Source organism: Corynebacterium sp. CCUG 61414 (genome assembly GCF_024453945.1).
Lineage (GTDB): Bacteria > Actinomycetota > Actinomycetes > Mycobacteriales > Mycobacteriaceae > Corynebacterium > Corynebacterium pseudogenitalium.
The window spans coordinates 45,503-68,355 of the sequence record NZ_JAGPYU010000009.1; the positions used below are offsets into that span (position 1 = coordinate 45,503).

Annotated in this window: 21 protein-coding genes; 16 read left to right on the forward strand and 5 right to left on the reverse strand. The window is 61.2% G+C overall.

The features are described from left to right. Positions 1-41: 41 nt before the first annotated feature. The 8 genes from KBX14_RS07680 to KBX14_RS07715 all read left to right on the forward strand — a co-directional run bounded on the left by KBX14_RS07680 (position 42) and on the right by KBX14_RS07715 (position 5,809). Positions 42-1,226: an Nramp family divalent metal transporter gene (locus tag KBX14_RS07680; protein ID WP_070363637.1), complete on the forward strand. Its 1,185-nt coding sequence runs from the start codon at positions 42-44 to the stop codon at positions 1,224-1,226. A 20-nt stretch (positions 1,227-1,246) separates the two neighbouring features. Continuing rightward, a complete protein-coding gene (locus KBX14_RS07685; RefSeq protein ID WP_005292595.1) occupies positions 1,247-1,636 on the forward strand; it encodes an NUDIX domain-containing protein in 390 nt (129 codons plus the stop codon). A 62-nt stretch (positions 1,637-1,698) separates the two neighbouring features. Beyond that, complete coding sequence (locus tag KBX14_RS07690) at positions 1,699-2,274, forward strand: TetR/AcrR family transcriptional regulator (RefSeq protein WP_005292598.1); 576 nt, start codon at positions 1,699-1,701, stop codon at positions 2,272-2,274. Then, the gene (locus KBX14_RS07695) at positions 2,271-2,633 is read left to right on the forward strand and encodes a DoxX family protein (RefSeq protein ID WP_005292602.1); all 363 of its coding nucleotides are present in this window, start codon (positions 2,271-2,273) and stop codon (positions 2,631-2,633) included. Before KBX14_RS07690 ends, KBX14_RS07695 begins: the two co-directional genes overlap by 4 nt. A gap of 88 nt (positions 2,634-2,721) precedes the next feature. Beyond that, a complete protein-coding gene (locus KBX14_RS07700) occupies positions 2,722-2,964 on the forward strand; it encodes a CopG family transcriptional regulator (RefSeq protein WP_005292604.1) in 243 nt (80 codons plus the stop codon). A gap of 260 nt (positions 2,965-3,224) precedes the next feature. Further along, positions 3,225-3,767, forward strand: coding sequence for a hypothetical protein (locus KBX14_RS07705; protein ID WP_256042222.1), 543 nt, complete (start codon positions 3,225-3,227; stop codon positions 3,765-3,767). An 82-nt stretch (positions 3,768-3,849) separates the two neighbouring features. Continuing rightward, on the forward strand, positions 3,850-5,238 hold the full coding sequence (locus KBX14_RS07710; protein ID WP_256042223.1) for an ATP/GTP-binding protein: 1,389 nt from the start codon (positions 3,850-3,852) through the stop codon (positions 5,236-5,238). Continuing rightward, positions 5,225-5,809 carry an RloB family protein gene (locus tag KBX14_RS07715; RefSeq protein ID WP_168156208.1) on the forward strand — a complete coding sequence of 195 codons (585 nt, stop codon included), beginning with the start codon at positions 5,225-5,227 and terminating at the stop codon, positions 5,807-5,809. Before KBX14_RS07710 ends, KBX14_RS07715 begins: the two co-directional genes overlap by 14 nt. An 85-nt stretch (positions 5,810-5,894) precedes the next feature. Here KBX14_RS07715 and KBX14_RS07720 read toward each other — a convergent pair whose 3' ends face one another. Next, the gene (locus KBX14_RS07720; protein ID WP_252931234.1) at positions 5,895-7,277 is read right to left on the reverse strand and encodes an RNA-binding domain-containing protein; all 1,383 of its coding nucleotides are present in this window, start codon (positions 7,275-7,277) and stop codon (positions 5,895-5,897) included. Between the two features lie 159 nt (positions 7,278-7,436). Here KBX14_RS07720 and KBX14_RS11330 point away from each other — a divergent pair, with 159 nt between their 5' ends. The 4 genes from KBX14_RS11330 (at position 7,437) to KBX14_RS07740 (ending at position 13,354) form a co-directional block, all read left to right on the forward strand. Continuing rightward, complete coding sequence (locus KBX14_RS11330) at positions 7,437-10,823, forward strand: DEAD/DEAH box helicase family protein (RefSeq protein ID WP_256042224.1); 3,387 nt, start codon at positions 7,437-7,439, stop codon at positions 10,821-10,823. Positions 10,824-10,854: 31 nt separating this feature from the next. Next, the gene (locus KBX14_RS07730; protein WP_256042225.1) at positions 10,855-12,309 is read left to right on the forward strand and encodes a DUF5129 domain-containing protein; all 1,455 of its coding nucleotides are present in this window, start codon (positions 10,855-10,857) and stop codon (positions 12,307-12,309) included. A 325-nt stretch (positions 12,310-12,634) separates the two neighbouring features. After that, entirely contained in the window at positions 12,635-12,973 is a 339-nt protein-coding gene (locus KBX14_RS07735; protein ID WP_256042226.1) for a hypothetical protein, read from the forward strand. 198 nt (positions 12,974-13,171) lie between these two features. Further along, positions 13,172-13,354 (forward strand): hypothetical protein, encoded by a 183-nt coding sequence (locus KBX14_RS07740; protein WP_070363358.1) that lies wholly within the window; start codon positions 13,172-13,174, stop codon positions 13,352-13,354. A 531-nt stretch (positions 13,355-13,885) separates the two neighbouring features. On the opposite strand, the gene KBX14_RS07745 is transcribed toward KBX14_RS07740, so the two are convergent. The 3 genes from KBX14_RS07745 to KBX14_RS07755 are packed head-to-tail and all read right to left on the reverse strand — an operon-like array spanning position 13,886 to position 17,642. Then, a complete protein-coding gene (locus KBX14_RS07745) occupies positions 13,886-14,407 on the reverse strand; it encodes a peptidylprolyl isomerase (RefSeq protein ID WP_070363359.1) in 522 nt (173 codons plus the stop codon). A gap of 41 nt (positions 14,408-14,448) precedes the next feature. Beyond that, positions 14,449-16,701 carry a 5-methyltetrahydropteroyltriglutamate--homocysteine S-methyltransferase gene (metE, locus tag KBX14_RS07750; protein WP_256042227.1) on the reverse strand — a complete coding sequence of 751 codons (2,253 nt, stop codon included), beginning with the start codon at positions 16,699-16,701 and terminating at the stop codon, positions 14,449-14,451. Then, positions 16,698-17,642 carry a methylenetetrahydrofolate reductase gene (locus KBX14_RS07755; protein ID WP_256042228.1) on the reverse strand — a complete coding sequence of 315 codons (945 nt, stop codon included), beginning with the start codon at positions 17,640-17,642 and terminating at the stop codon, positions 16,698-16,700. The genes metE and KBX14_RS07755 overlap by 4 nt, the downstream gene beginning before the upstream one ends. Before the next feature lie 244 nt (positions 17,643-17,886). Between KBX14_RS07755 and KBX14_RS07760 the strand changes: the two genes are divergently transcribed. After that, positions 17,887-18,447: a hypothetical protein gene (locus KBX14_RS07760; RefSeq protein WP_256042229.1), complete on the forward strand. Its 561-nt coding sequence runs from the start codon at positions 17,887-17,889 to the stop codon at positions 18,445-18,447. 3 nt (positions 18,448-18,450) lie between these two features. On the opposite strand, the gene KBX14_RS07765 is transcribed toward KBX14_RS07760, so the two are convergent. Then, positions 18,451-19,017 carry a TetR/AcrR family transcriptional regulator gene (locus KBX14_RS07765; RefSeq protein WP_256042230.1) on the reverse strand — a complete coding sequence of 189 codons (567 nt, stop codon included), beginning with the start codon at positions 19,015-19,017 and terminating at the stop codon, positions 18,451-18,453. Between the two features lie 88 nt (positions 19,018-19,105). On the opposite strand from KBX14_RS07765, the gene KBX14_RS07770 reads away from it, so the two are divergent. The 3 genes from KBX14_RS07770 to KBX14_RS07780 all read left to right on the forward strand — a co-directional run bounded on the left by KBX14_RS07770 (position 19,106) and on the right by KBX14_RS07780 (position 22,815). Then, positions 19,106-19,717, forward strand: coding sequence for a hypothetical protein (locus KBX14_RS07770; protein WP_256042231.1), 612 nt, complete (start codon positions 19,106-19,108; stop codon positions 19,715-19,717). Continuing rightward, positions 19,714-21,807 carry a YhgE/Pip family protein gene (locus KBX14_RS07775; RefSeq protein WP_256042232.1) on the forward strand — a complete coding sequence of 698 codons (2,094 nt, stop codon included), beginning with the start codon at positions 19,714-19,716 and terminating at the stop codon, positions 21,805-21,807. The genes KBX14_RS07770 and KBX14_RS07775 overlap by 4 nt, the downstream gene beginning before the upstream one ends. 588 nt (positions 21,808-22,395) lie before the next feature. After that, positions 22,396-22,815, forward strand: a complete 420-nt coding sequence (locus KBX14_RS07780; RefSeq protein ID WP_070363365.1) for a hypothetical protein — start codon at positions 22,396-22,398, stop codon at positions 22,813-22,815. Positions 22,816-22,853 lie beyond the last annotated feature (38 nt).

Sequence of the window (22,853 nt, forward strand, 5' to 3'; positions counted from 1 at the left end):
ACTAGACTTCAAGTAGTTGAACTTTTGGTATGGAGATGCCTATGCGTAAGACCTTAATCAGCCTCACCGGCCCCGCCTTCGTTGCTGCAGTGGCTTACGTCGACCCCGGCAACGTAGCCGCCAACATCAGCGCCGGCTCCCACTACGGCTACCTCCTGGTGTGGGTACTCGTCGTGGCCAACCTCATGGCCATGTTCATCCAGTACCACTCCGCCAAACTGGGCCTAGTCACCCACCGCTCCCTGCCGGAAATCATGGGCGAGCGTCTCTCCCGCCGCGCGCGCCTAGGCATGTGGGCCCAGGCCGAGCTCATCGCCGCGGCCACCGACCTCGCCGAAGTCATCGGCGGCGCCATTGCCCTGCAACTCCTCTTCAACCTCCCCCTGTTCGCGGGCGCGCTCATCATCGGCACGGTCTCCATCATTCTCCTCATCTTCCAGAAGAAGAACCAGTGGTTCGAGGGGCTTGTCATCGGCCTGCTCCTGGTCATCTGCATCGGCTTCCTTGCCGGCCTCGCCATCGCCCCGCCCGACCCCGCCGACGTGGCCGGCGGCCTCATCCCCCGCCTAGAGGGCAAGGACAGCATCCTGCTGGCCGCCTCCATGTTGGGCGCCACCGTCATGCCGCACGCCATTTACCTACACTCCTCCCTGACCAAGCAGCGCTACCCCGACCTGGAAATCCCCCACGTGCTGGCCGGCACCCGCGCGGACATCGCCGTGGCGCTGTCCATCGCCGGGCTCGTCAACGTGGGCCTGCTGGTCCTGGCGGGCTCGGCCCTCTACGGCGTGGACGGCACAGAGACCATCTCCGGGGCCCACACGGCGATTGCCAGCCACCTCGGCCCGCTGGCCGGCGTTCTCTTCGCCATCGGCCTGCTGGCCAGCGGCCTCGCCTCGACGTCAGTGGGCGCCTACGCCGGCTCCGAAATCATGGACGGCCTGCTTCACATCAAGGTCCCCCTACTAGTCCGCCGCCTGGTCACGCTCATCCCGGCGCTGGTCATCATCGGCTGCGGGGTCGACCCCACTATGGCACTGGTGGTCAGCCAGGCACTTCTTTCCCTGGGCATCCCCTTCGCCATCATCCCGCTTTTCCGCTATGCCGGCTCCCGGGACGTCATGGGTGAGTTCGCCGCGAAACCCTGGTCTATGGCCGTGGGCTGGACGCTTGCCGCGCTGGTCATCGCACTCAATCTCGCCCTCGTGCTCCTGCCGCTGCTCTAGGCCGCCTACAATCAGCAGCCATGATTGAAGTAGCAGCCGTCGTCATCCGCAACCCACAAGGCCACGTGCTTACCGTGCGCAAGAAGTCCTCCACCAAGTACCAACTGCCCGGCGGCAAGCCCGAGGCGGGCGAGGCGCTTGTCGACGCCGCCCTGCGCGAAGTTGCCGAAGAAGTAGGCCTCACCCTCGACGCCGAGAGCCTCAACAAACTCGGCACCTTCGACGCTCCCGCCGCCAACGAACCGGGCGAGGTCGTCGTCGGCACCATCTTCACCTACACCCGCACCGTCACCGCCGACGAACCCCATGCCGCCGCCGAAATCGGCGACACCGCCTGGGTCAACCCAGCAGCCCCCGACCGCGAGCTTGCACACCTGCTGCGCGACCGCGTCTTCCCCACGCTGGCCTAGCGCCAACTGTCAACATTTCGGCGTCATTGACCTCGAAACCATCAAGAGCTACCCTTTTGAACATGTTCACTGAACACGTTCACTCATCGCGCTCGGCCGCCAAAGCTGGCACCGTCAGCAAGGTCCTAGCCACCGCCTACGAACTCTTCCTCACTCAGGGCTACGCCACCACCAGCATCCGGACTATCGCATCCGAAGCTGGCGTTAGCGTGGGAACCGTCATGGGAGTCGGCGACAAACAAACGCTGCTCATCCGCACCATTGGCCAACACATTTCAGAACTCCACGATGACATCCGGGGACAATCCGATAGCCTTCTCGATGTCCTGAGACCTTTCCTCCAGATGTTTACCGGCCACGAAGAGCTCTCCCGCGCCTTTGGCGCAGCACTCATCCAACAAGGCAATCAAGGCGAAGCGCTCACCGCACTCAAAACGCTCCTGACCGATGAAATCACCCTGCGACTCGGCACCAGGCTCAGCAGCGCCGATGCGGCCGAGTACGCCGACCTGCTGTACAACGTCTACCTCGGCTTACTCATCGGCTGGGCCGCCGGAATCTACGACACCGAGCACCTCACATCCCAAGCCGCCTCATCGATCGAACGCCTCAACACCGCATTCGGAGTAACCCAATGATCCTAGAATCTTCCCCAGCCTGGCCCTCCCTTCTACTAGCAGCCATTCTGCTTGGCGACGCCGCCCTCTCCCTCAAACCAGTCCCCTTCATCGAAGCCTGCCTCAGCGGCGTCAAACTCCCCAAGGACTGGTGGTGGGCGCTCATTGTCATCAAGTGCCTCGCCGCCGTAGGACTCATTGCCGGCCTCTGGTTCCCCGGCGTAGGAATCACAGCCATGATTGGAGTCATCGCCTATTTCTGCGCGGCCGCAGCAGCCCATGTCCGCGCCCACTTCCTCGGTAGCGCATTCTGGATCAACTGCTTAGGCATGCTCGCATTCTCCATCGGAGTACTGATCCTGACGCTCGCACTGAATTAAGACACCAGTCAACCTTTCACGGCTTCCTGAAGGCAGATACATCATTGCACCTCTTGAATGATGACTTGATGCTTTCTACCCTAAAGGTATGCGCACGACGATAAACCTCCCGCCGAAACTCCTTGAAGAAACGAAGGTCCAAGCCAAAGCCAACAATGTCACTTTGAGCTCATACGTCGAAGAGGCGGTCCGCGCTGCCCTCAAGAAGGAAGCCCGCATCAGTACCGAAGACACCCCCGTTAACCTGCCCTCCTTCGATTGCGGCGGACCGGCTCTAGTTGATCTCAGCAACAAAGAAGCTGTGTGGGCGGTACTCGATGATCATTCCTGATGTCAACATTCTCGTTTATGCCTTCCACTCCGCTGCACCGCAACATAAACCCGCTCAACAATGGCTAAGTAGTGCTCTAAATCGGCATGAAACAATTGGACTCCTGGATGTTGTGGCAACGGGCTTGCACTGAGGAGGGCTTCCCACTATTCAAACTGCTAAACATGCAGGTCATCAAAGTGTGAAACTTCAAAAACCATACTGTTAAAGTGTAAAACTGTTGCTTGCTCCCAGACCAGTTATGTTTCACATGAAACGGAGTGTCGGGTTGTCACAAAGTTCCGCGGACGGCGGGGCGGACACCCCGGGCGGCCTCTGCCTACAGGTCGAACTGTCCGCGGGGCGCACAAGCTGTCGCGGGGTTCCGCCGCGCGGACAACCACGCTGACGAAGGCGGCGGCACCCGCGAAGCGATCACCTCCTGCCGCGAATCACGCGTAGCGACGCCCCGCTTCATCAACACCAGCGTCCAATTCACCGTACTGTTCCCACGAGGCTCCCGCTCCAGCGCAGAACACGATGCCCGGCTGGAAGACATAGGCTCCAATACCCGACTCTCCCCGACCGAGGAAGACCTACTGATCAACCTCCAAGCCTTGGGCAAGAACGTACCCCGGATCTACCAGGCACTCTCCGCGACAGGTAGCGGTATCACCGTGAACGTACTGGCAGCCAATACCGGACTTTCCACAGGCCAAGTGCGCTACGGACTCGCGCCCCTGCTTCGCGAGGGCATCGTCACCATGGAAGGTGGCCAAGGCGACCGGGCGACGGTGTACCGGATTGTGCAATCGGTGAGTTAGTAAAACCGCATCATTTTCTTTATTAAGCCTTCCTGGGGAAATTTTTTCCCGTAATGAGCTTTTCTCACCTAAACTTACTTCCATGAGACTGCTTAGCTTTATTGCGGAGAATCACCGTAGCTTCCGTGATGAGTTCGCGCTGGAAATGACGCGTAACTCCTGGCGCACCGCAGTTCCACGTCAAGGTGAGAGTTGGGCCGATGCCTGCCTACCGGTTGCTGCCATATTTGGACCCAATGCATCAGGAAAGACGGCGGTACTCGACGCAATGCGCTACGCAATGGAGGCAATCCAATACTCTGCAAGTAGATGGCTTCAATTTCAGAAAAATCCTCGATCCCCATTCAAGTTAGATGAGGACGCTGTACGTTCCTCCAGTTTCTTTGCACTCGATTTCACTTTAACCGGTGGCATTGGCGGCCCGGAGCTTGCGGCCCGAGAAATTCGATATCACTACGAATTCTCCATTTCCGCGAACCGCATTGAACACGAGCTGCTGCTTGGATATTTCTCCTCCCGCCCAACACGGCTTCTGGAAAGAGACGCCGAACAAGGCATAATCAGCTGGCATAAGTATCTGGGACCACGTATATCTCCAGCCCCGCGAGAACTTGCGCTCTCCCGTGGCTACGTTGCAGGTCACGACACACTACAGTCGTTTGTTGGACGCATTATCGCTGGCGTCGATTTCTACGACATCAGCGACAGTGCCCAACGGAAACGCCTTGACCGGATTACGGCGGATATCGCCGATGAACGAATTCCGTTGAACGTACTCACCACACTCGCGGCAGTAGCCGATATCGGAATCACGCGAATTGATGTAGATACAGATGAACGAGAGCTACCGCCGAGAATACGCAAGATTCTCGAGCGAGCTGCGACACATGGTAACAAGACGCCCGGGAAAGCTCTATCAGGCCAAAGTCTGATCGACCACGACTTCGTAAACAGAACACTGCGGTTTTATCACCATGGCAACGAATCCGCCGACGCCGACTTTCTCATGCGCGATGAATCATCCGGAACGTTGGCATGGCTCGCCATGGCCGTTCCCATCTTAGAAGCGCTCCGCGACGGCACAATTTTTTGCGTCGACGAGCTGGATACCAGCCTCCACCCCATTCTCGCCGAAGCAATCGTCGCACTGTTCCAAGATCAAGATACAAACCCACACGGGGCCCAACTGATCTTCACGTCACATGACGTAACCCTGCTCCAGCCGCAGTCTTCTGCGAACCTGACGAAAGAGCAAGTCTGGTTCACCGAAAAAGACAGCTCTGGTGCAAGTACGCTCTATAACTTGCAGGACTTCCGCGATTTGAAACCGGCATCAAATCTTGCAAAGCAATACCTGGAAGGCCGATTCGGCGCGCTACCGTATCTATTACCAGGTTTAATGCGAAGTGCTGTTGAAGAACTATCACCTACACGACGGGGGCAAGAAAATGGGGAACGTGGCAGCGCGTAAAGGTACACCCAGAAAGCCCAAGAGCAGGGCAAAGCGGAAGCTGAAAAGTCGGCTTCTGATTGTTGTAGAAGGCGACAAAGGAAAGTCTGAGCAAGTTTACTTCCAAAGGCTCGCACAAATTCTGCGTTCCAACGACGTGGCCACGGACATCAAGGTTGTACCTAGTAAGGGAGAACCCAAGCGAGTTCTTGATACATGCGAGAACCATCTGAAGTCCGACAACTTTGACCGCGCGTTCCTAGTCGTCGATTGTGACCAACACACCACCCTGGGTGATGTTCTTCAGCTCGCACAAAAGAGCAATATCTCAGTCGCAGTAACGAACCCTCAATTTGAGCAGTGGCTGTATTGGCACCTCTACGACGGCGGGAGCGACGCGAAGAAAATGACCGATGTACTGCAAAAGGAACGCTATCTCACAGGCCGCAATGCGAAAGAACTCGGGGTAACGTTCCCAGTCGAGAGATACCCTGAGGCAACGGCACGCGCAAAACGCCACTGGACCGAAATGCGCCCCAATGCACCAATGCAAAAGGGCCATGCCCGTCATCTTCAATCCCGTACCTTATAGAAGCGATGCAAAAGTAATGACTAACTAGAGGGCCACACAAACCTCCCCACGCACCCGTGGGGAACTTTTGTTCGTTGGTCATGTATCAGTAACGCAGCGGGCTGACCGCTGACCATGTTGCGCGAGGATCCCTCAAACCGCTTCCGTTCCACTGCACGAGTCCAGCGTCCCGGAGTGCTTGCAGAGCACGGCGGACGGGAGGGTTCGAGAGGTGAAGGGCGTTGGCCACTTGGCCCGTCGATAAGGGATGTGGGCTTGCCTGCAAGGCTGCAAGCACCTCTGTTGAGTAGCGCGGCAAGTCCGCACGAAGCGACTCGTCGAGGCGTTGCACTGCCTTCAATGTCAAGACAACACTGCCACTTGTCTGCCGGTACACGGGGTCTGCAAAACCCGCCTTTCGCATACCTGCGATCATTCGTCGAATCCCTTCCCCCAACTCCTGCCCAATCCGCAACTCAGCAGTCCCACGCGCAATCAACGGGTTTCTTGCAAACCGCGCAATTGCTTCGGGTTTCGACGGGTCCACCAAGCCAGGGAACCTGCCAGGGCTAGACACCTCAACCCGATCAGGATAGATCTCGAACCTGACGTGATCCCCAGCCATACTGTAAGACCTGTGGATCACCGCATTCACCAAACCCTCTAGCCACACATCCGGCGGGATCAAATCCTCCTCTTCAAAAAGCCCACTGCCCACAAGACGGCGCACTTTTGGAAGAATCTTGCTAATCGCAGTTCTGGCCTGCTGAATCTGTTCTGGCAGGGTGCCGTCGAAGCGTTCGTCGTAAAGAATTTGCTGACCATGACCCGGCAACCGATCTATGTCATTGAACTGGACCACACGAACATGAGCGTTTGGAAAGAACTCCTGCGGATGTTTTCCGAAAAGCAACAATGCTGCTGTCCGCGGGTTGCCGACCCTATCTACCAAGTTTCGCGCCCTCAACGCATCTTGGGCCGAGGCCGAACCAATCGCCTCCGCATACCGCTCGACCTGCGCCATATCGAGGTCTCCAGGCTCAGCACGTGGTGGAACAATTGCATCAAACTGCTGCTCCCCCTTCAAATACCGCAACTCTAAAATGCCGTCGGGGCCCAGCTGCTTCGTTTCATCCCCGATGCGCAGGAAGCACTCCCCCGAATTGGAATAATGTACACGCTCACTAGGCAAGATATGGAATAGGTATACAGATGTGGCGTCATCAATGCGAAGGCTCTCGATCTCGACTCGAACCGTTGGATCGGTGTGATCAAACGCCGATTGTCGTAAGTCGTTGTCCTGCCGTGCGCTAGGCAACCCATCGAATTGTCGATCAGTGATACCGACAGCGATGACCCCGCCCTCGGCGTTGGCAAACGCGATAATCGCCTTCGCAAGATCCTTCGGTTTAATACGAAACGATTTCCGCTCAAACCACTGATCTTCGGGGCGCGTAAGTAACTCATCAACCTTTACCGCAGTATTCATGTGGATCACTCTACTCGAAACGATTTCGAGTAGAGTGATATACCCAGGTCAAAACATGTGAATCCGTTTCGAGCATGTTTCGAGTAGGTTTCGAGCCACAACCCAACGGTATAGAATAACGCGCAGGCGAACGAGCGCACCGGGAAGAAAGGCGATCAGGTGAGCATCACTCCACGTCCGTCCAACTTTGGCTTCGTTGGGCAAGCATGGCCCCAGCTCATTATTGAGTGTCGCAATGCGGAGGATGCCGCGCTGACCAACCCGCGCGCGTCGATGTTCCAATCCAGGTTCGTGTTAGAGCAGGTCATTGGGCATATCGCAGCGTTGAATGGGCTGGAGAAACAGTCCAACATCTTTGATACGCTGACCAACCCGGACTTCTCGCGGCTGCTGCCGGAGACGATCCGTTCCAAGATGCACATCCTGCGCAAGGCCGGCAACACCGCGGTGCACAGCGAAGCGCACATCACCAGCGATGAGGCGCTGCAGGCGCTGAAGCACCTGTATGACGTGATGGTGTTCGCAACTACGCACTTCTCGGGGAAGACGATTCGAGGGATTGCGCCGTTTGACGTCGAGATCTTGAAGCAGGCGCCGCGGCAGGCGGCGTTGAACCAGCGGCAGATGATGGCACTGGCGGCGAAGGAGAAATCCGCGCGGGAGCAGGCTGACCTGTACAAACTGCAGCTGGATGAGGCGCAGCAGCGGGAGCTGGAGCAGGCTGCGGGGTATGAGGAGGAGATCGCGAAGCTGCGGGAGCAGATCCGCAAGCAGCAGGAGAAGCTAACGCCGCCGGCGCCGCAGTTGGCGGTGGATGAGGCGCAGACGCGACGTGACATCATCACGCCGATGCTGGAGGATGCCGGGTTTGTCCGCGGCCGCACGCTCATCGAGGAATACCCGGTGGCGGGCATGAAGGTGGACTATGTGCTGCTGGATACGCAGGGTGTGCCAATCGCCGTTGTGGAGGCAAAGAAGGCCAGCCGCAGCATTAACGACGGCCGCCAGCAGGCCGCGATCTACGCCGACGCCATCGGCAACGCGACGGGACGTGTGCCGCTGATCTTCTACACCACCGGGTACGAGGTGCGCTTTTGGGACAGGGACGCCGACCTGCCGGGCGGTGTCGGCTACGAAACCCGCACTATTGAGTCCTACCCAACAGTGCGTGCGATGGAGGCGCTCATCGCCCGGCGCGACAAGCGTCAACCGCTCAGCGCGCACAGCGCCACCATCACCAAGATCGCCGGTAGGCCCTATCAGCTGGAGATGATCCAGTCCGTGGCGGAGGCGTTCGGCAAGGGCAAGCGCCGCGCGCTGTTGGTCATGGCGACGGGGACGGGCAAGACGCGCGTCTCCATCGCCACCGTGTCCATGCTGTTGGAAGCCGGCTGGATCCGCAACGTGCTCTTCCTCGCCGACCGCAAAGCGCTGGTCACGCAGGCGCACGCGGCGTTCAACGAGCACCTCGCAGAGGCGGTGCCCGTCAACCTGACCACCAACCCCGCCGGCGAGGGCCAGGTGTACGTGAACACGTACCAGACCATGATCGGCATGATCGGCGAAGGCCAACGCTTCAACTCCTTCGACTTCGACCTCATCATCGTCGACGAGGCCCACCGATCCATCTACCAGCGCTATCGACGCATCTTCGACTACCTGGACGCCCTCGTCGTCGGACTGACAGCCACCCCGCGCAGCAACCTCTCCCACGACACATACACCTTCTTCGGCTGCGAGCCCGACACCCCGACCGGCTACTACAGCTTGCACCGCGCCATCGAGGAGGGCAACCTGGTGCCCTACGAGGTGTTCTCCGGCAGCACCGCCATCATGCGCCAGGGCATCTCCTACGGAGAGCTCACCCCCGAGCAGCAGCTGGAGTGGGAGAACGCCGAATGGGGTGTCGACGAACACGGCGACCCACTTTCCGCACCCCAGGAAGTCAACGCCGCCGAGATCAACGCGAAACTGCTCAACCGGGACACGATCCGGAAGGTGTTGCGCCAAGTCATCGGCAAGGGGCTGAAGGTCGACGGAGCGGACCGGCTGGGCAAGACCATCATCTTCGCCCGCAACCAGGCCCACGCCGACCTCATCGCCGACGAATACCGGGCCATCTTCCCCACCACCGCCACCCGCGCCGAGGTGATCACCCACGGCGTGTACAACGCGGAAGCACTCATCGCCGAGTTCAAGCAGCCCGACTCCGGCCTGGACATCGCCATCAGCGTGGACATGCTCGACACAGGTATCGACGTCCCCGAGGTGGTCAACCTGGTGTTCTTCAAGCCCGTCTACTCCCCCACCAAGTTCTGGCAGATGGTCGGCCGCGGGACCCGCCTGCGCCCCAACCTGTTCGGCCCCGGCGTCGACAAGACCTGCTTCTACATCTTCGATTACTGCGACAACGTGCGCCAATTCAGCGGCACCACCAACACCACGGAAGGCTCGCACCAAGTCTCGCTTTCGCAGCGCAGCTTCACCACCCGCGCCCGCCTACTGCTGACGGCCACGGATGAAGTGCGAGGGGACGTCGCAAAGCATCTTTCGGACGCCGTGCGCAGCGTGCCCCACCGCAGCATCCTCGTGCCCACCGAAGCACGCGCCTACCTCGAGCGATTTAGCGACGCCACCCCCTGGCTCACCGCCGACGCCGACACCCACCAACAAGCCGTCACCGCACTCGCGCCACTACCCTTCGCCGCGACCGGCGACAAAGAACAAGCCCGGCGCTTCGACTACCTCATCTACCAGCTCGAACTCGGACTGTTCGAAGAGCGCGGCGACTGGGACGTGCTCGCAGAGAAAGTCGTCGGCATCGCCGAGGCGCTGCTGCAGAAAACCAACATCCCCACCGTTGCCAACAACGCGGCGCTCCTCGAAGCGCTCGCCGGCCCGCAGTGGTGGGACGGAGTGACCTACAAGGACCTCGAACTGGTCCGCAAAACCGTGCGCGGGCTCACTGTCTTCCTCGACAAAGCGCAGCGCGTCGTGGTGATCACCGACTTCGAAGACGAACTCGGCGAACTCGAACACAGCACCCTCCAGGCCACCGGCGGCACCCAACGCGAGAGCTCCGTCATCGAAGAAGAACTCCGCCGCGCGCTCGAAGGCAACACCACCAGCCTGGCGCTGCGCAAACTCCGCAACGCGCAACAGCTCAGCACGCACGACCTCGACGAACTACGCCAGCTGCTGCTCAACGCCCACGTCGACGGCGCCGCTGAACTCGCCGACACCCACCAGGCCAAACTCGGTCTCTTCCTGCGCGAAGTCGTCGGGATGGACGCTGCCGCCGTCGAAGCGCACTTCGAGGATCTGCTGCACTCCACCGACCTCAACTCCGTGCAACGCACATTCCTTAACACCGTCGTCAGCGAGGTGATCCGCAACGGCGTCGTCGAAGCCCACGAACTCACCCAACCGCCTTTCGACGAAAACGGCTCCATCATGGACATCTTCCACGAAAACGTCGGCGTTGTTTTGCAGCTGCGCGACAGCCTCGAGCAGCTCAACAACACCGCAATGCCGAGCGCGGGGTAGCTATGGCGGGGATTTCTATAAAATCGCGGGCATGAGCACATGGTCACAAGTTTTGAGCATTGGAGCGGCGGCCCTGCTGATCGGCGGCGGAGTCGGCGCGGGCACCTACGCAGCCATCGACGAGCCCGACCCGGCGCACTACGCCATCGCTACCACCGCCGAGGCGCCACGCCTGCAACTGACCAACCCCGACGGCCTGCTCACCCCAGCTGACCAGGCGCAACTCGAGCAGAACCTCCAGCGCATCGACCACCCAGAAGTCGTGCGCACCATCCACATCCTCGCGTTCAACAACGCCGAAAACACGCGCGACAACATCAACGACACCATCGAGGAATACTTCCGCGCCCACTACCCCGACGAAATCCTGGACAAGCACGGCTTCCGCGACGGCACGCTCATCCTCGCCGTGGACATGGCGCACCGCCACCACGCAATCTACGCCGCCGACGACGTCGCCGACGTCCTCGACCTCCACAGCGAATCATCGCGCGTCTCCTCAGTTATCGACGCCATGGTCCCCGGACTACAAAGCAACAACGTTCCCGCCGCCCTGTTCGCCGGCGCGAGCCTGGCCATGGACACCGCCGGCCTGCAGGAAGAACGCTACGACTCCGCCGTCAACGACCGAGTCTGGGGCGGCATCGGTGCAGGAATGGGGGCTGGGGCGTTGGCCGGCGTTGTTGGCGGCACAGGCGTCGCGCTGCGCAACCGGCGCCGCCGATTGGTTGAGCAGGCGCGGGCGGACTACTCGCTCGTGACCAAAGAATACGCCGACCTCGCCGGGCGCCTCGACGGCATCGACGTCCGCGCCAACTCCCTGACCAGCGCGTTTGCCGATGCGGAGCTGCGTCGTCAATGGGGCGACGTCCGCGACCGTTTCCTCCAACTCCACGACACCGTCTCCGGCGCCGGTGGCATCAGCAGCATCCCCATCTCCGACGACGCCGCTGCCTACCGCGCCCGCAAACAACTCGCCGACGCCGCCGAAACCCTCACCCACACCAGCCACGCCGAAGACAACATCAACCGCCTCTTCAACATCGAACAAGGCGACACCACCACCCGCCGCACCGACCTCGCGCGCCTCAGCAGGGACATCACCAAAGCACGCACCTCAATTAACGACGCCACCCTCCGCCAAGAACTCGTCTCCTTGGAGGACCGCGTCCGGCAGCTGGATGCGGACCCCGCCAGCCCCACCTTCCTCGACAACTACCTCCACCTCCTCTCCGACTACCACATCATCCTCAACGCCGTCAAAGACAAAGAGTTCAGCGACGTCAAAGACCGCCACAAACTGGCCACCCCAACCATCTACGACAAGGACTACTGGTACCCCACCTACATCCCATTCGTTGCGCTCCAGTCCTGGCACAGCACCAACGTCGCCGCCGCGAACTCGGCTGCTTCTTCCTCCTCTTCGGGCGTGAACACGACGTTCAGCTCCGGGTTCACGGCTGCCGGCGGGTCGGGGAGTTTCTAGGGGTTGGTCCTGCACCAAATTCCCTCATACGCGCTCGACGACCTGGGCTTTTGCAGATTGGGCTGCTGAAAAGCGGGAATGTGGTGCGCGCCCCGGCTATAAAAACATCAGAACGCAGATTGATGCTAAATTGGCGTTGCAGACCTCCACCGCACATGCGGAATTTGGGGGTCTAGCTGTTTTCCAGGGCTATTGGCCGTATCTTCGGGGAGTTCCACCCCAGTCTCACCTCTCAACCGGTCCGGGACAGATCTTGAAATCTTGTAAATGTGAGGACTGTGGAATCCATCTGAGCAGGAGGAATCTGAGTGATAGCCTTATTCTCGTGCGAAAAATGAACATTAATTTCAGGGCCGAATGGAATAACGCGCAAGTCATTGCCGCTCTGCTCGTTGCTTTCGTGTTATTCCTTGCCATGGTGCACTGGGGGTTGGTGCTCTTCTGGGAAAAGCCCTGGCAGGAATCGCTTGCGACGATATTTTCATATCGAGGAGCGATACCTGCTGCCGCAGCCGCCGTACTTACGCTAGGTATCGCCACCAAGTCACTGTCACAGAAATCAAATGCCGATGACCGCTCTGCGTACTACGAACGTGTTCAGTGGGCAATCGATATGACACTTGCAGAAAATCCCGCTCAGCAAAATGCAGGTTGGCATTTTTGACCCCAATGCTGGAGTCAGGGTTGAAGTCTTCAGAAGATATCGGGTTTACTCGGGCAATTCTTGAATACGACAATAAATTTAACCCGAAGAATTCAACCTTTTCGCCAGGTACTACTTCGAAGAACTGGGTTTCAGACCTAGAGATTTTGTTACTATTATCCGTACTAGGTCATAACAGGGATAGGAAGGAGTCTGCTGATGACTAATCAGGCAATGGCAGAGCGGAAGTATCCACTGACCGAGTCCCATAAACGAATGATCGAGCAGTTGCCAATGACACAGGCGAAAGCTAGCCGTGATTTGCAAGAGTATGCCAAGAAACTCGAAGCACGTCAGAACCGGCCCTTATGGCAGCGGATTCTAGGCATTTATCCGATATAGATGGTGTTGCCCGGAGGGCTCCACACATAGGTTAAAAGACCGAGTGTGATCCATGCGACCATCAAACACAGCCACAAGCAGCGGTTCTAAAACGTTTCACGGGGCTTCTCCTAGTATGAGTAGTGTTTCCTTGCAGGATAAATGCAAATATTTTTGCACACAATTGTTTGCTCTGCCCGAACACATTCACTCCAGCTGGCTGACTAGCCGTCACCGATCTAGGCTTTTACAACTTGGCCAACTCAAAGCGAGGGAATGTGGTGCAGGCACCTCTTCCCTGCGCACCAAATTCCTGGTTTTCGCGGGGCGCTCGGCGTTTTCCCAGGTCGCGATTCGGCAAGATGGGAATGTGGTGCGCGTCCCGGGCACTTGAGTGCCAAAGGACGCAATTCCGAAAAGTAGCACCGACATAGTGCCTGGTCAGCAATGGGCTGGATGTTTAGGGGTGCGTCCTTTGGCACTCACGGCACTCGAGACCTAAGAACGCCAAAGGCCCCACCAAAAAGGCGGGGCCTAAGACAAAAAATAAAGCTACTCCACGGTGACGGAGTTGATCACAACGTCCTCGACGGGGCGGTCCATGCGGCCGGTCGGGACGTTGGCAAGCTCGTCGACGACCTTGCGGGAAGCCTCATCGGTGACCTCGCCGAAGATGGTGTGGCGGTTGTTCAGCCACGGGGTTTCGGCGACGGTGATGAAGAACTGGGAACCGTTGGTGCCTGGGCCGGCGTTTGCCATGGCCAGCAGGTATGGGCGGTCAAACTGGAGTTCTGGGTGGAACTCGTCGGCGAACTGGAAGCCTGGGCCGCCGGTGCCGGTGCCGGTTGGGTCGCCGCCCTGGATCATGAAGTCGGGGATGATGCGGTGGAAGATGGCGCCGTCGTAGAAGGGGCCTTCGGTGGTGCCGGAGGCGTTCTTGGTGGAGTAGTCGAGGGTGCCCTTCGCCAGGCCGGTGATGGTGTCAACGGTGTGTGGGGCGTGGTTGCCAAACAGGTCGACTTTGATGTCGCCGTGGTTGGTATGGAACGTCATTGTCTGCGTCTTTTGAGTCATGGTGTACAGCGTACACGACCCTCCACGCCCCTCGTCCGGTGTTAGCGCTGGGCGAGCACCGCGTCGCGTGCAGCAACCAGGTTGCGTAGCGACGGCACCACTTCCTCATACTTGCGGGTCTTCAGGCCGCAGTCGGGGTTGACCCAGAGGTGTTCGGCTGGGACGTGGCGCAGTGCTGCTTGGAGCAGTTCGACGATTTCCTCGACGGAAGGGACGCGTGGTGAGTGGATGTCCCAGACGCCGGGGCCGATTTCGGAGTGGAAGGAGTCGTCGATGTCGGCAAGCAGTTCCATGCGAGAGCGGGCGGCTTCGATGGAGGTGACGTCGGCGTCGAGGCCTGCGACTGCGTCGATGATCTGGCCGAACTCTGAGTAGCAGAGGTGGGTGTGGATCTGGGTGGTCGGTTTGGCGTCGACGGCGACGAGTCGGAAGGAGCGCACGGCCCAGTCGAGGTAGGACGGGCGGTCTTTGGCGCGGAGTGGCAGGAGTTCGCGCAGGGCTGGCTCGTCGATTTGGATGATGCTGATGCCGGCTTCCTCGAGGTCGCGGACTTCGTCGGCGAGGGCGGCGCCGATTTGGTCGGCGGAGACGGACAGGGGGACGTCGTCGCGTTTGAAGGACCAGGCCAGGATGGTCACTGGGCCGGTGAGCATGCCCTTGACCGGCTTGTTGGAGAGGGATTGGGCGTAGGTGGCCCACTCGACGGTCATTGGGGCTGGTCGGGAGACGTCACCGTAAACGATTGGTGGGCGGGTGCAGCGGGAGCCGTAGGACTGGACCCAGCCGTTTTCGGTGACGACGAAGCCGTCGAGGAGTTCGGCGAAGTATTGGACCATGTCGTTGCGTTCGGCTTCGCCGTGGACGAGGACGTCGATGCCGATTTCTTCTTGCAGTTCGATGACCTGCCTGATTTCTTGCTGCAACGCTTCCTTGTATTGAGCGTCGCTCAGTGTGCCGTTGCGGTGTGCGGCGCGGGCTTGGCGGATCTCGGGGGTTTGGGGGAAGGAGCCGATGGTGGTCGTAGGCAAGCTGGGGAGGTTCAGCGCCTCGCGCTGAGCCTGCTGGCGCTCGGCGAACAGCGGCTGACGCTGCACCTGACCTGCGGGAAGCGTGCCAAGACGCTTCGCGACGGCCTCGTCGTGGCGCAGCGGGGACTCCGCGCGGGTGCGCGCAACGCGGGCGGACGCGGCGAACGCGACCTCGGCTGCCTGCGGGCCGGCGCTCAAGGCGAGGGCTTCCGCGATCTTCTCGTCGGCGAAGGCGAGCCAGGTGGCGACGTCGACGGGCAGGTTGCGCTCGGCCTTGAGGGTGTGCGGCACGTGCTGCAGCGAGGTGGACGTGGTCACCGATGTGGCGCCGAGGGTGGTGAGGATTTCGGTGCGTTCGGCGAGGTCGGCGGCCCAGACGTTGCGGCCGTCGATAAGTCCGGCGACGAGGTGTGTCTCGGGCGCGACGTGGGTGTGGACCTGCTCGACGTAGTCAGGGGTGGCCTGCAGGGTCCACGGGGACAGGTCGACGTGGAGGGCTTCGGGCTTGAGTTCGCCGAGGACGGGAAGGGCGGCGTCGGCGGCGCCGTACGGGGTGGTCAGGTAGACGCTCGGGCGAGCGTCGGCGCCGAGGAGCGTCGACCATGCCTCACCCAGGTAGCGCGCGATCTCGGTGTCCGGGGTGTCAACGTCGGCGACTACGATCGGCTCGGCAACCTGGACCCACTCCACACCGACCTGGCGAAGCGCCGCGAAGACCTGGGCGTACGCGTCGACCAGGGCCGGGAGCAGGGACCATTCCACCGGCTTCGACAGCGCGAGCAGCGTGACTGGGCCGACGAGGTACGGGCGCACCTGGTGGCCGGCCTCGCGGGCCTCCTCCACGATGCGCACGATGCGGTCCGGCACCGGCGTAATCTCCTGGCCTGCGGCGACCTCGGGCACGAGGTAGTGATAGTTGGTGTCGAACCACTTGGTCATCTCCAGCGGCACGCGGGTGGCGGTGCCGCGAGCAAGCGCGAACTCCTCATCCAGGTCGGTGCCGCCGGCGACGAGGCCGACGGTCAGCGCGGTCTCCAGGACGTGGTCGTAGAGGGCGACGTCCGCCGGGATGGCGTAGGGCTCGGAAAGGCCAAGGTCACGCAGGTGGTTGTACGTATCGATGCGCAGGGCGCGCGTCGTGGAGCGGAACGTGTCCGCGTCGATCTGCCCGGACCAGTAGGACTCCAGGGCGCGCTTCAGTTCGCGTTGCGCGCCGATCCTCGGGTAGCCCTCGATGGTCGTGGTGGGGAATGCTACGGTGCTCACAGGTTGAGTCCTTTCAATAGTTCACGTGTTACTGCTAAGTCGTTATGTGTGTAAACATGCAGGCCACCGGCGCCGGCCTGCAGAATCGTGCGCGCTAATGCAACGGTGAGTCGCATGCCAATCTGATGCTCTTCCTCCGGTGTCCGCGCGGCTTCAAGCTGCTTGATGACGTCCACCGGGGGTGCCACACCGGACAACTCACCCATCCTGCGCACCCGATTCACGCTGGTCATCGGCATGATGCCGGGGATCAGCGGAATGCGCACCCCGGCGAGCCGGGCACGTTCCGCGAAGCTGAGGTAGTCCTGCGCGTCGAAGAACAGCTGCGTGATGGCGAAGTCGGCACCGAGGCGCTGCTTGGCCAGCAACACGTCCAGGTCCTGGTCGTCGCTGGTGCTCTCGGCGTGTCCCCGTGGGTAGCAGGCCACCGACAGCGCCAGCTTGCCGGCGGCGAGGCGGTAGGCTTGCGCGTCGGCGACGTCCTGGATCAGGTTGAGCAGGTCCGTCGCGTGCTGCAGGTGCGTGTCGGGCAGGCGGTCGAGTCCGGCTGGGATGTCGCCGCGAAGCGCGAGGAATCCGCGGACGCCGGCGTCGATAAGCTGGGTGATCCACTGCTCGAGCTCGGCGGGCGTGCCTGCGGTGCAGGCGAGGTGCGCGATGGGGCGCATGCTCGTGGTCTGCGCGATGCGTTCGATGAGGCGGGCGGTGCCTTCCAGCCAGTCACTGCGGTGCGAGCTGGTGACCGACACGTAGTCGGGCTGGTAGGCGGCGAGCCCTTGGATGAGGGCGTCGAGTTTGGCGGAGTCGGCGTCGTGACGCGGTGGGATCACCTCGAAGCTGAGTGCCGTGCGTGCCCGCTGCGTGCGTGGCGTGAGCTCCTCCTCGCTGCCGTCCAACGGTGCCGACGCGGAGATCCGCGTTTCCAGCGTTGCCTGCCGCATCCGACTCACCTGCCTTCTGTTCTGTTGCTTCCTGTTGATGGGATGCGTTGAAATTTAAAACTGGACGCAACGGTGCACAAGAACTTCTGCGTAGCGCTGTTCATTAGCGCAGGTCAGCAAGCTGCGAAAAGTGAATAATAATTGGAGATTCCGTACCGCTCTGTCTACTTTGTGTGGACTAAGGGGGCACATGTCCGCTCCTCCCGCTAGGGTGGTTGAGAGAGAACACAACGAAGGAGCACACATGAACCTCACCACTGCACGACTCGCACTGCGCGGCATCAGCGGCGCCTGGAACTACTTCCGCGAACTCAACAGCAAGCAGCAGCGCGACGTCTACGAAGCACTCACCGAAGCCATCAAGGACGACAACATCGACGACCTCAACGACCTCGCCGACGTGCCACAGCTCGAGGGAATCTACGACGCCGCGCGCCAGCAGGCAGGCAAAGTCACCCGCGCCAGCCACGCGCGTATCGACGCCCGCCGCGCCCTCCACGCCGCGACCGCCCCCGACCGCAAAGCCCGCCAGATCGCGCTGAAGAAGGAAGCGCGCAAGCGTGGGACCGGCTCGAAGGTGCTGCTCGCCTCCCTCGGTGCGGGCGCGCTCGCGGCCGGCGGCTGGGCGCTATGGGAGTTCTACCTGCGCGAAAAGCTTGAGGAGCGCAACCACGAGCCGAAGCACGCGCTGCACGAAGACGAGTCTGAGGGCACGGCCACGCTGGTGTACTCCACCGATTCCGCCGACGACCAGTTCGGCACCCTCGACGCCCTCGACGACGACCAGCGCCGCGCTACGACGTAGCCGCTAGTTGGCGTCCACCCGCCACGCCAGCAGCAGGTGGTTGACCAGGCGTGTCTTCACGTCTGGGAAGAGGTCGCGCAGGTTCGCGCTCATCGGGCGGGTGACCACGATGAGCTCGGCGGCGATCTCGGAAGGGGTCAGCGCTGGGTCCACAAGGCCGTGGGGGGCGGCGAGGTCCAGCAGCTCTTGGACGTGCGCGAAGAACTCGTCGCGGCGCTGCCGTACCGTGGGTTCTAGCGCGTGCGGCGGCTCGTCCGCCAGCGCCGCCACCAGCATGCCGATCCCGGAGTCCACGCACGCCCAAATAAAGGCGCGCCACTGCTCCTCCGGCGCGCTCTCAAACTTAGCCAGCGTGTCCCCCAGCTTCGCGTCGAGCACGTCGATGAACTCGAGGGCGCACGCCTGGCGCAGGTCGGCGCGCGTCGGAAAGTGCCTGTACAGCGTGGCGATGCCCACACCCGCGTGCTCCGCGATTTCACCAAGCGTGACCTCCGAGTTTGGGCGGGTGCGGAAGTTCTCCACCGCTGCCCGGATAAGCTGTTCGCGTTTCTGTCTCGCATCGGCCCGCATGGTGCTTCCTTTCCGCTTGACATTAACTGATAGTCAATCCTACGCTTAGCACCATTCTGCAACGAAAATCAACCAAAGTAGGTGTTCAATGGACTGCATCCTACGAGCCGTCGACGTCGTCGTGCGCCCAGGGAACAACCCGGTCAACCTCGAGGTTGGCGAAGGGTTCACGCTGGTCACATCGCCGCGCGAGTCCGGCGCGTCCACACTGAGTATGGCGCTCGCCGGCCGCTACGAACCACACAGCGGCACCATCGAACTTTTCGACGAGCCCACCACCGCCCGCCAGCGCTTCCCCGAGATTGCCCTGGCGGGCATCCCGCTCATCGACTCCGTCGAGCGCTCCGTTCCCACAAAAGAAATCATCCGGGAGCAGATCTCCTGGGAGCTGCCGTTCTTCCGGCGCATCCCGCGTGACCTGCTCGGCCACGAACTTGTCGAACCCTGGCTGGAACCCCTCCAATTCGACCTGGACGAGGACAAACTCAAGCTCGGCATCGGCGACCTCAGCATCGTCGATCGGATGCGGCTGCGTGTACTGCTCGCGCTCATCGCGCGACCGGACGCGCCGCTCATTATCGTCGACGACCCAGACCAGCTGCGTAACTTTGAGCTACGCCAAGAATTCATCGACAACTTGCGCGACGTCGCAGAACTCAAACCAGTGCTGGTCAACAGCGTGAACAAGGAGGACCTATGATCGCAGGGCTGCACATCGGCAGCAACTTCCGAAAGTTCGGTCACGGCAAACTGCCGCCGCTCGCCATCATCGCCATCACGCTCATCCCGCTGCTCTTCGGCGGACTGTTCGTCTGGTCCTACTACGACCCGCTGGGCAACCTGCACAAGATGCCCGTCGCCCTGGTCAACTCCGACGAGGGTGAGCACGGCCTGACCGTCGTCGAAGAGCTCATGGATGAGCAACCCATGGACTTCCGCCTCGTCAGCGCGGAGGAAGCCCAGAAGGGCGTCGCCGACGGCACCTACTACCTCGGCGTAGAGATCCCCAGCGACTTCTCCGAAGCCGCCGAATCCGTCAAATCCGACAACCCTCACCAGGCGAAACTCAACATTTCTCTCAATGAGACCAACGGGTTCATCCCCACCATGCTGGGCAACCAGGTCACCATGATCATGAGTTCCGTCATCTCGGAGAGCGTGAGTAAAGAGGTGGTCAACCAGCTCTTCGTCGGCTTCAACACCATCCACGACGGCATGGTGCAGGCCGCCGACGGCGCGGGCAAACTCGATGACGGCGCGCACAAAGCCAAGGACGGCAGCGGCAAACTGAAGGACGGCGCCGGCAAGCTCGACGGCGGCGTCGGGGAGCTCGACAACGGCATCAAGAAGCTCGCCGACGGCGCGCAGCAACTCGACTCCGGCATCGGCGAACTCCAGCAGGGCGCTAACACCCTCAACGAGAAGCTCGGCGAAGCCTCCCAAGGCGCCAACAAGCTTGCCGACGGCCTCACCGCCCTCCAAGACGGCACCGCCCAGCTCGGCGCCGGAGCAGCCGCCATCGCTGGCGGTGTAGGCAAGCTGACCTCCATCACGGACCAGCTCAACGTGGCCCAGAACACCTTCAACAGCATCAACGCCACCCTGGACCAGGCCATCCGTCAGCTCGACGCCACCCCAGTTCCCGGCGCCTCCGACCTGGCCAATCAGGCCCGCGGCCTGAAAGCTCAGCTCAATGCCGACCAGTTCGTCGCCATGAACCCGCAGATGATCAACGACCTGACCAGGCTGCGCAACGGCGCCCACGAACTGTCCACCCAGCTCAACGACCCCACCGCCAAGTACCGCTCCGGCATGGACCAAGCCGCCGCCGGTGCGCAGACGCTGGCGCAGGGCCTGCGGATGCTGCAGGACGGCTCCGGCACGCTCGTGGTGGGCGTCGGCAAGCTGAAGGACGGCTCCTCCCGCCTCGTCGTGGGAGCGAACTCCGCAGCCGAAGGCACCTCCAAACTCGCGGGTGGCTCCAACCAGCTCGTCGTCGGCCTCAACGACCTGAACGACGGCCTGGTCACCCTCAGCGACGGCACCGGCGAACTCAGCCTCAAACTCAACGAAGGCGCCGACAAAGCCCCAACCTGGGAAGGCGACCGCCTCGAGAAAGCCACCGAGGCCGCCGGTAACCCCGTCGTACACAACAACACCGGCGACGAACTCACCTTCTTCGGCAAGGGCCTCTCCCCCTTCTTCCTGTCCCTCTCCCTGTGGATCGGCGGCCTGGTGCTCTACATGATCCTCGCGCCGTTCTCACGCCGCGTCATCGACTCCGGCACCAACCCCTTCCGCATGGTCGCCCACACCCTGCTGCCGTCCCTGATCGTCGGCTTCGTGCAGGCCGTGCTGCTGTGGCTCGTGCAGGTCGTCGCGATCGGCGTCGAGCCGAAGCACCCACTCGGCCTGTTCGGCGTGCTGTGGTTCGGCTCCTGGGTGTTCATGTCCCTCATCCTGGCCATCAACATGGTCTTCGGCCCCGCCACCGGCAGACTGGTCACCATGGCGCTCATGTCCCTCCAGCTGGTGGCCTCCAACGGCCTCTACCCGCCCGAAGTGCAGCCAGGGTTCATCCAGTGGGTCCACGCCTGGGACCCGATGCGCTTTACCGTGGATATGATCCGCGTCGCCTTCTTCGGCAACCACGCCGAAGACCCGCGCCTGCTGCGCGCCATCGTGGTCCTCACACTGCTCGCAGTGGCCGCGTGGTTGATCAGCGCGTGGGGCATGTGGAAGCGCCGCATCCTCAACGACAAGGACATCCACCCAGAGCTGTCGCTGTAAGGGTTTGTGGTTGCTGGGGGCCGGTCCCTGGCACCACATTCCTATTTGGGGGTTCGGTGAGCTGGGGAAACGCTGTGGCGCCTTTTCGAGATTCGGGAATTTGGTGTCTGGGCAGGGGATGCGCGCACCAAATTCCTGGATTTTGGCAGCCGGGTTTGGAAAAGCCCAGGTCGATGGGGGTCGGGGAGGGAATGTGGTGTCCCATCGGGAGATGCCAGTGCCAAAAGACGCAATTCTTGTTGGGGGAAGGGGTAAAAACCCAGCTCGTGAAGAGAGAGTTGCGTGCTTTGGCACTGAGGTGAGGGGGAGTGCACCAAATTCCTCCTCGTGGAGTTGACGACCTGGGGAAACGTCGCGTCGCCTTTTCGAGATTCGGGAATGTGGTGTCGTGATGCTTGGCCTGCGCACCAAATTCCCTCACTGGCCCTAGGTGCGTTTAGTGACCTGGGAAAACACGTGTGCGACCTTCGGAAAATCACGAATTTGGTGCGCTCCCCCTTCTGCAGGTGACTTCTACGACTGGTAGACTCGCAACATTGTTGATGCGTCAACACGCATTGCGATCTACCAATAACGAAGGAGCACACTATGTCTACATCCGCAAAGCTTGCATCCGTTGCCCTGCGCGTCCCGACGGGGCTTTTCATTTTGAACTCTGCCCTGGGCAAGTTCGGCCTCAACCGCGAGGCCGCCGAGGGCCTCCAAGGCATGGCTGCCACGGGCATCCCTGCGCTTGGCAAGTTGGATCCGGAGCAGTTCGGCAAGGGTCTCGCTGTCTCTGAGGCAGCGGTGGCCGGCGCGCTGCTCGCCCCCTTTGTGAGCAACCGTCTCGCCGGTGCGGCCCTTGGCTCGTTTGGCGCTGGCATGTTGACGATGTACTTCAACAACGACGCCATGACCGAGGACGACGGCATCCGTCCTTCCCACGATGGCCTTTCCCTGGCGAAGGATTCGTGGCTGGTTTCGATGGGTGCGGCGCTGATGGCGTTGCCGAAGAAGCGGAAGTAGCCGATTCCCTTTACTGCAAGAGAAAACCCGGCCCGCGC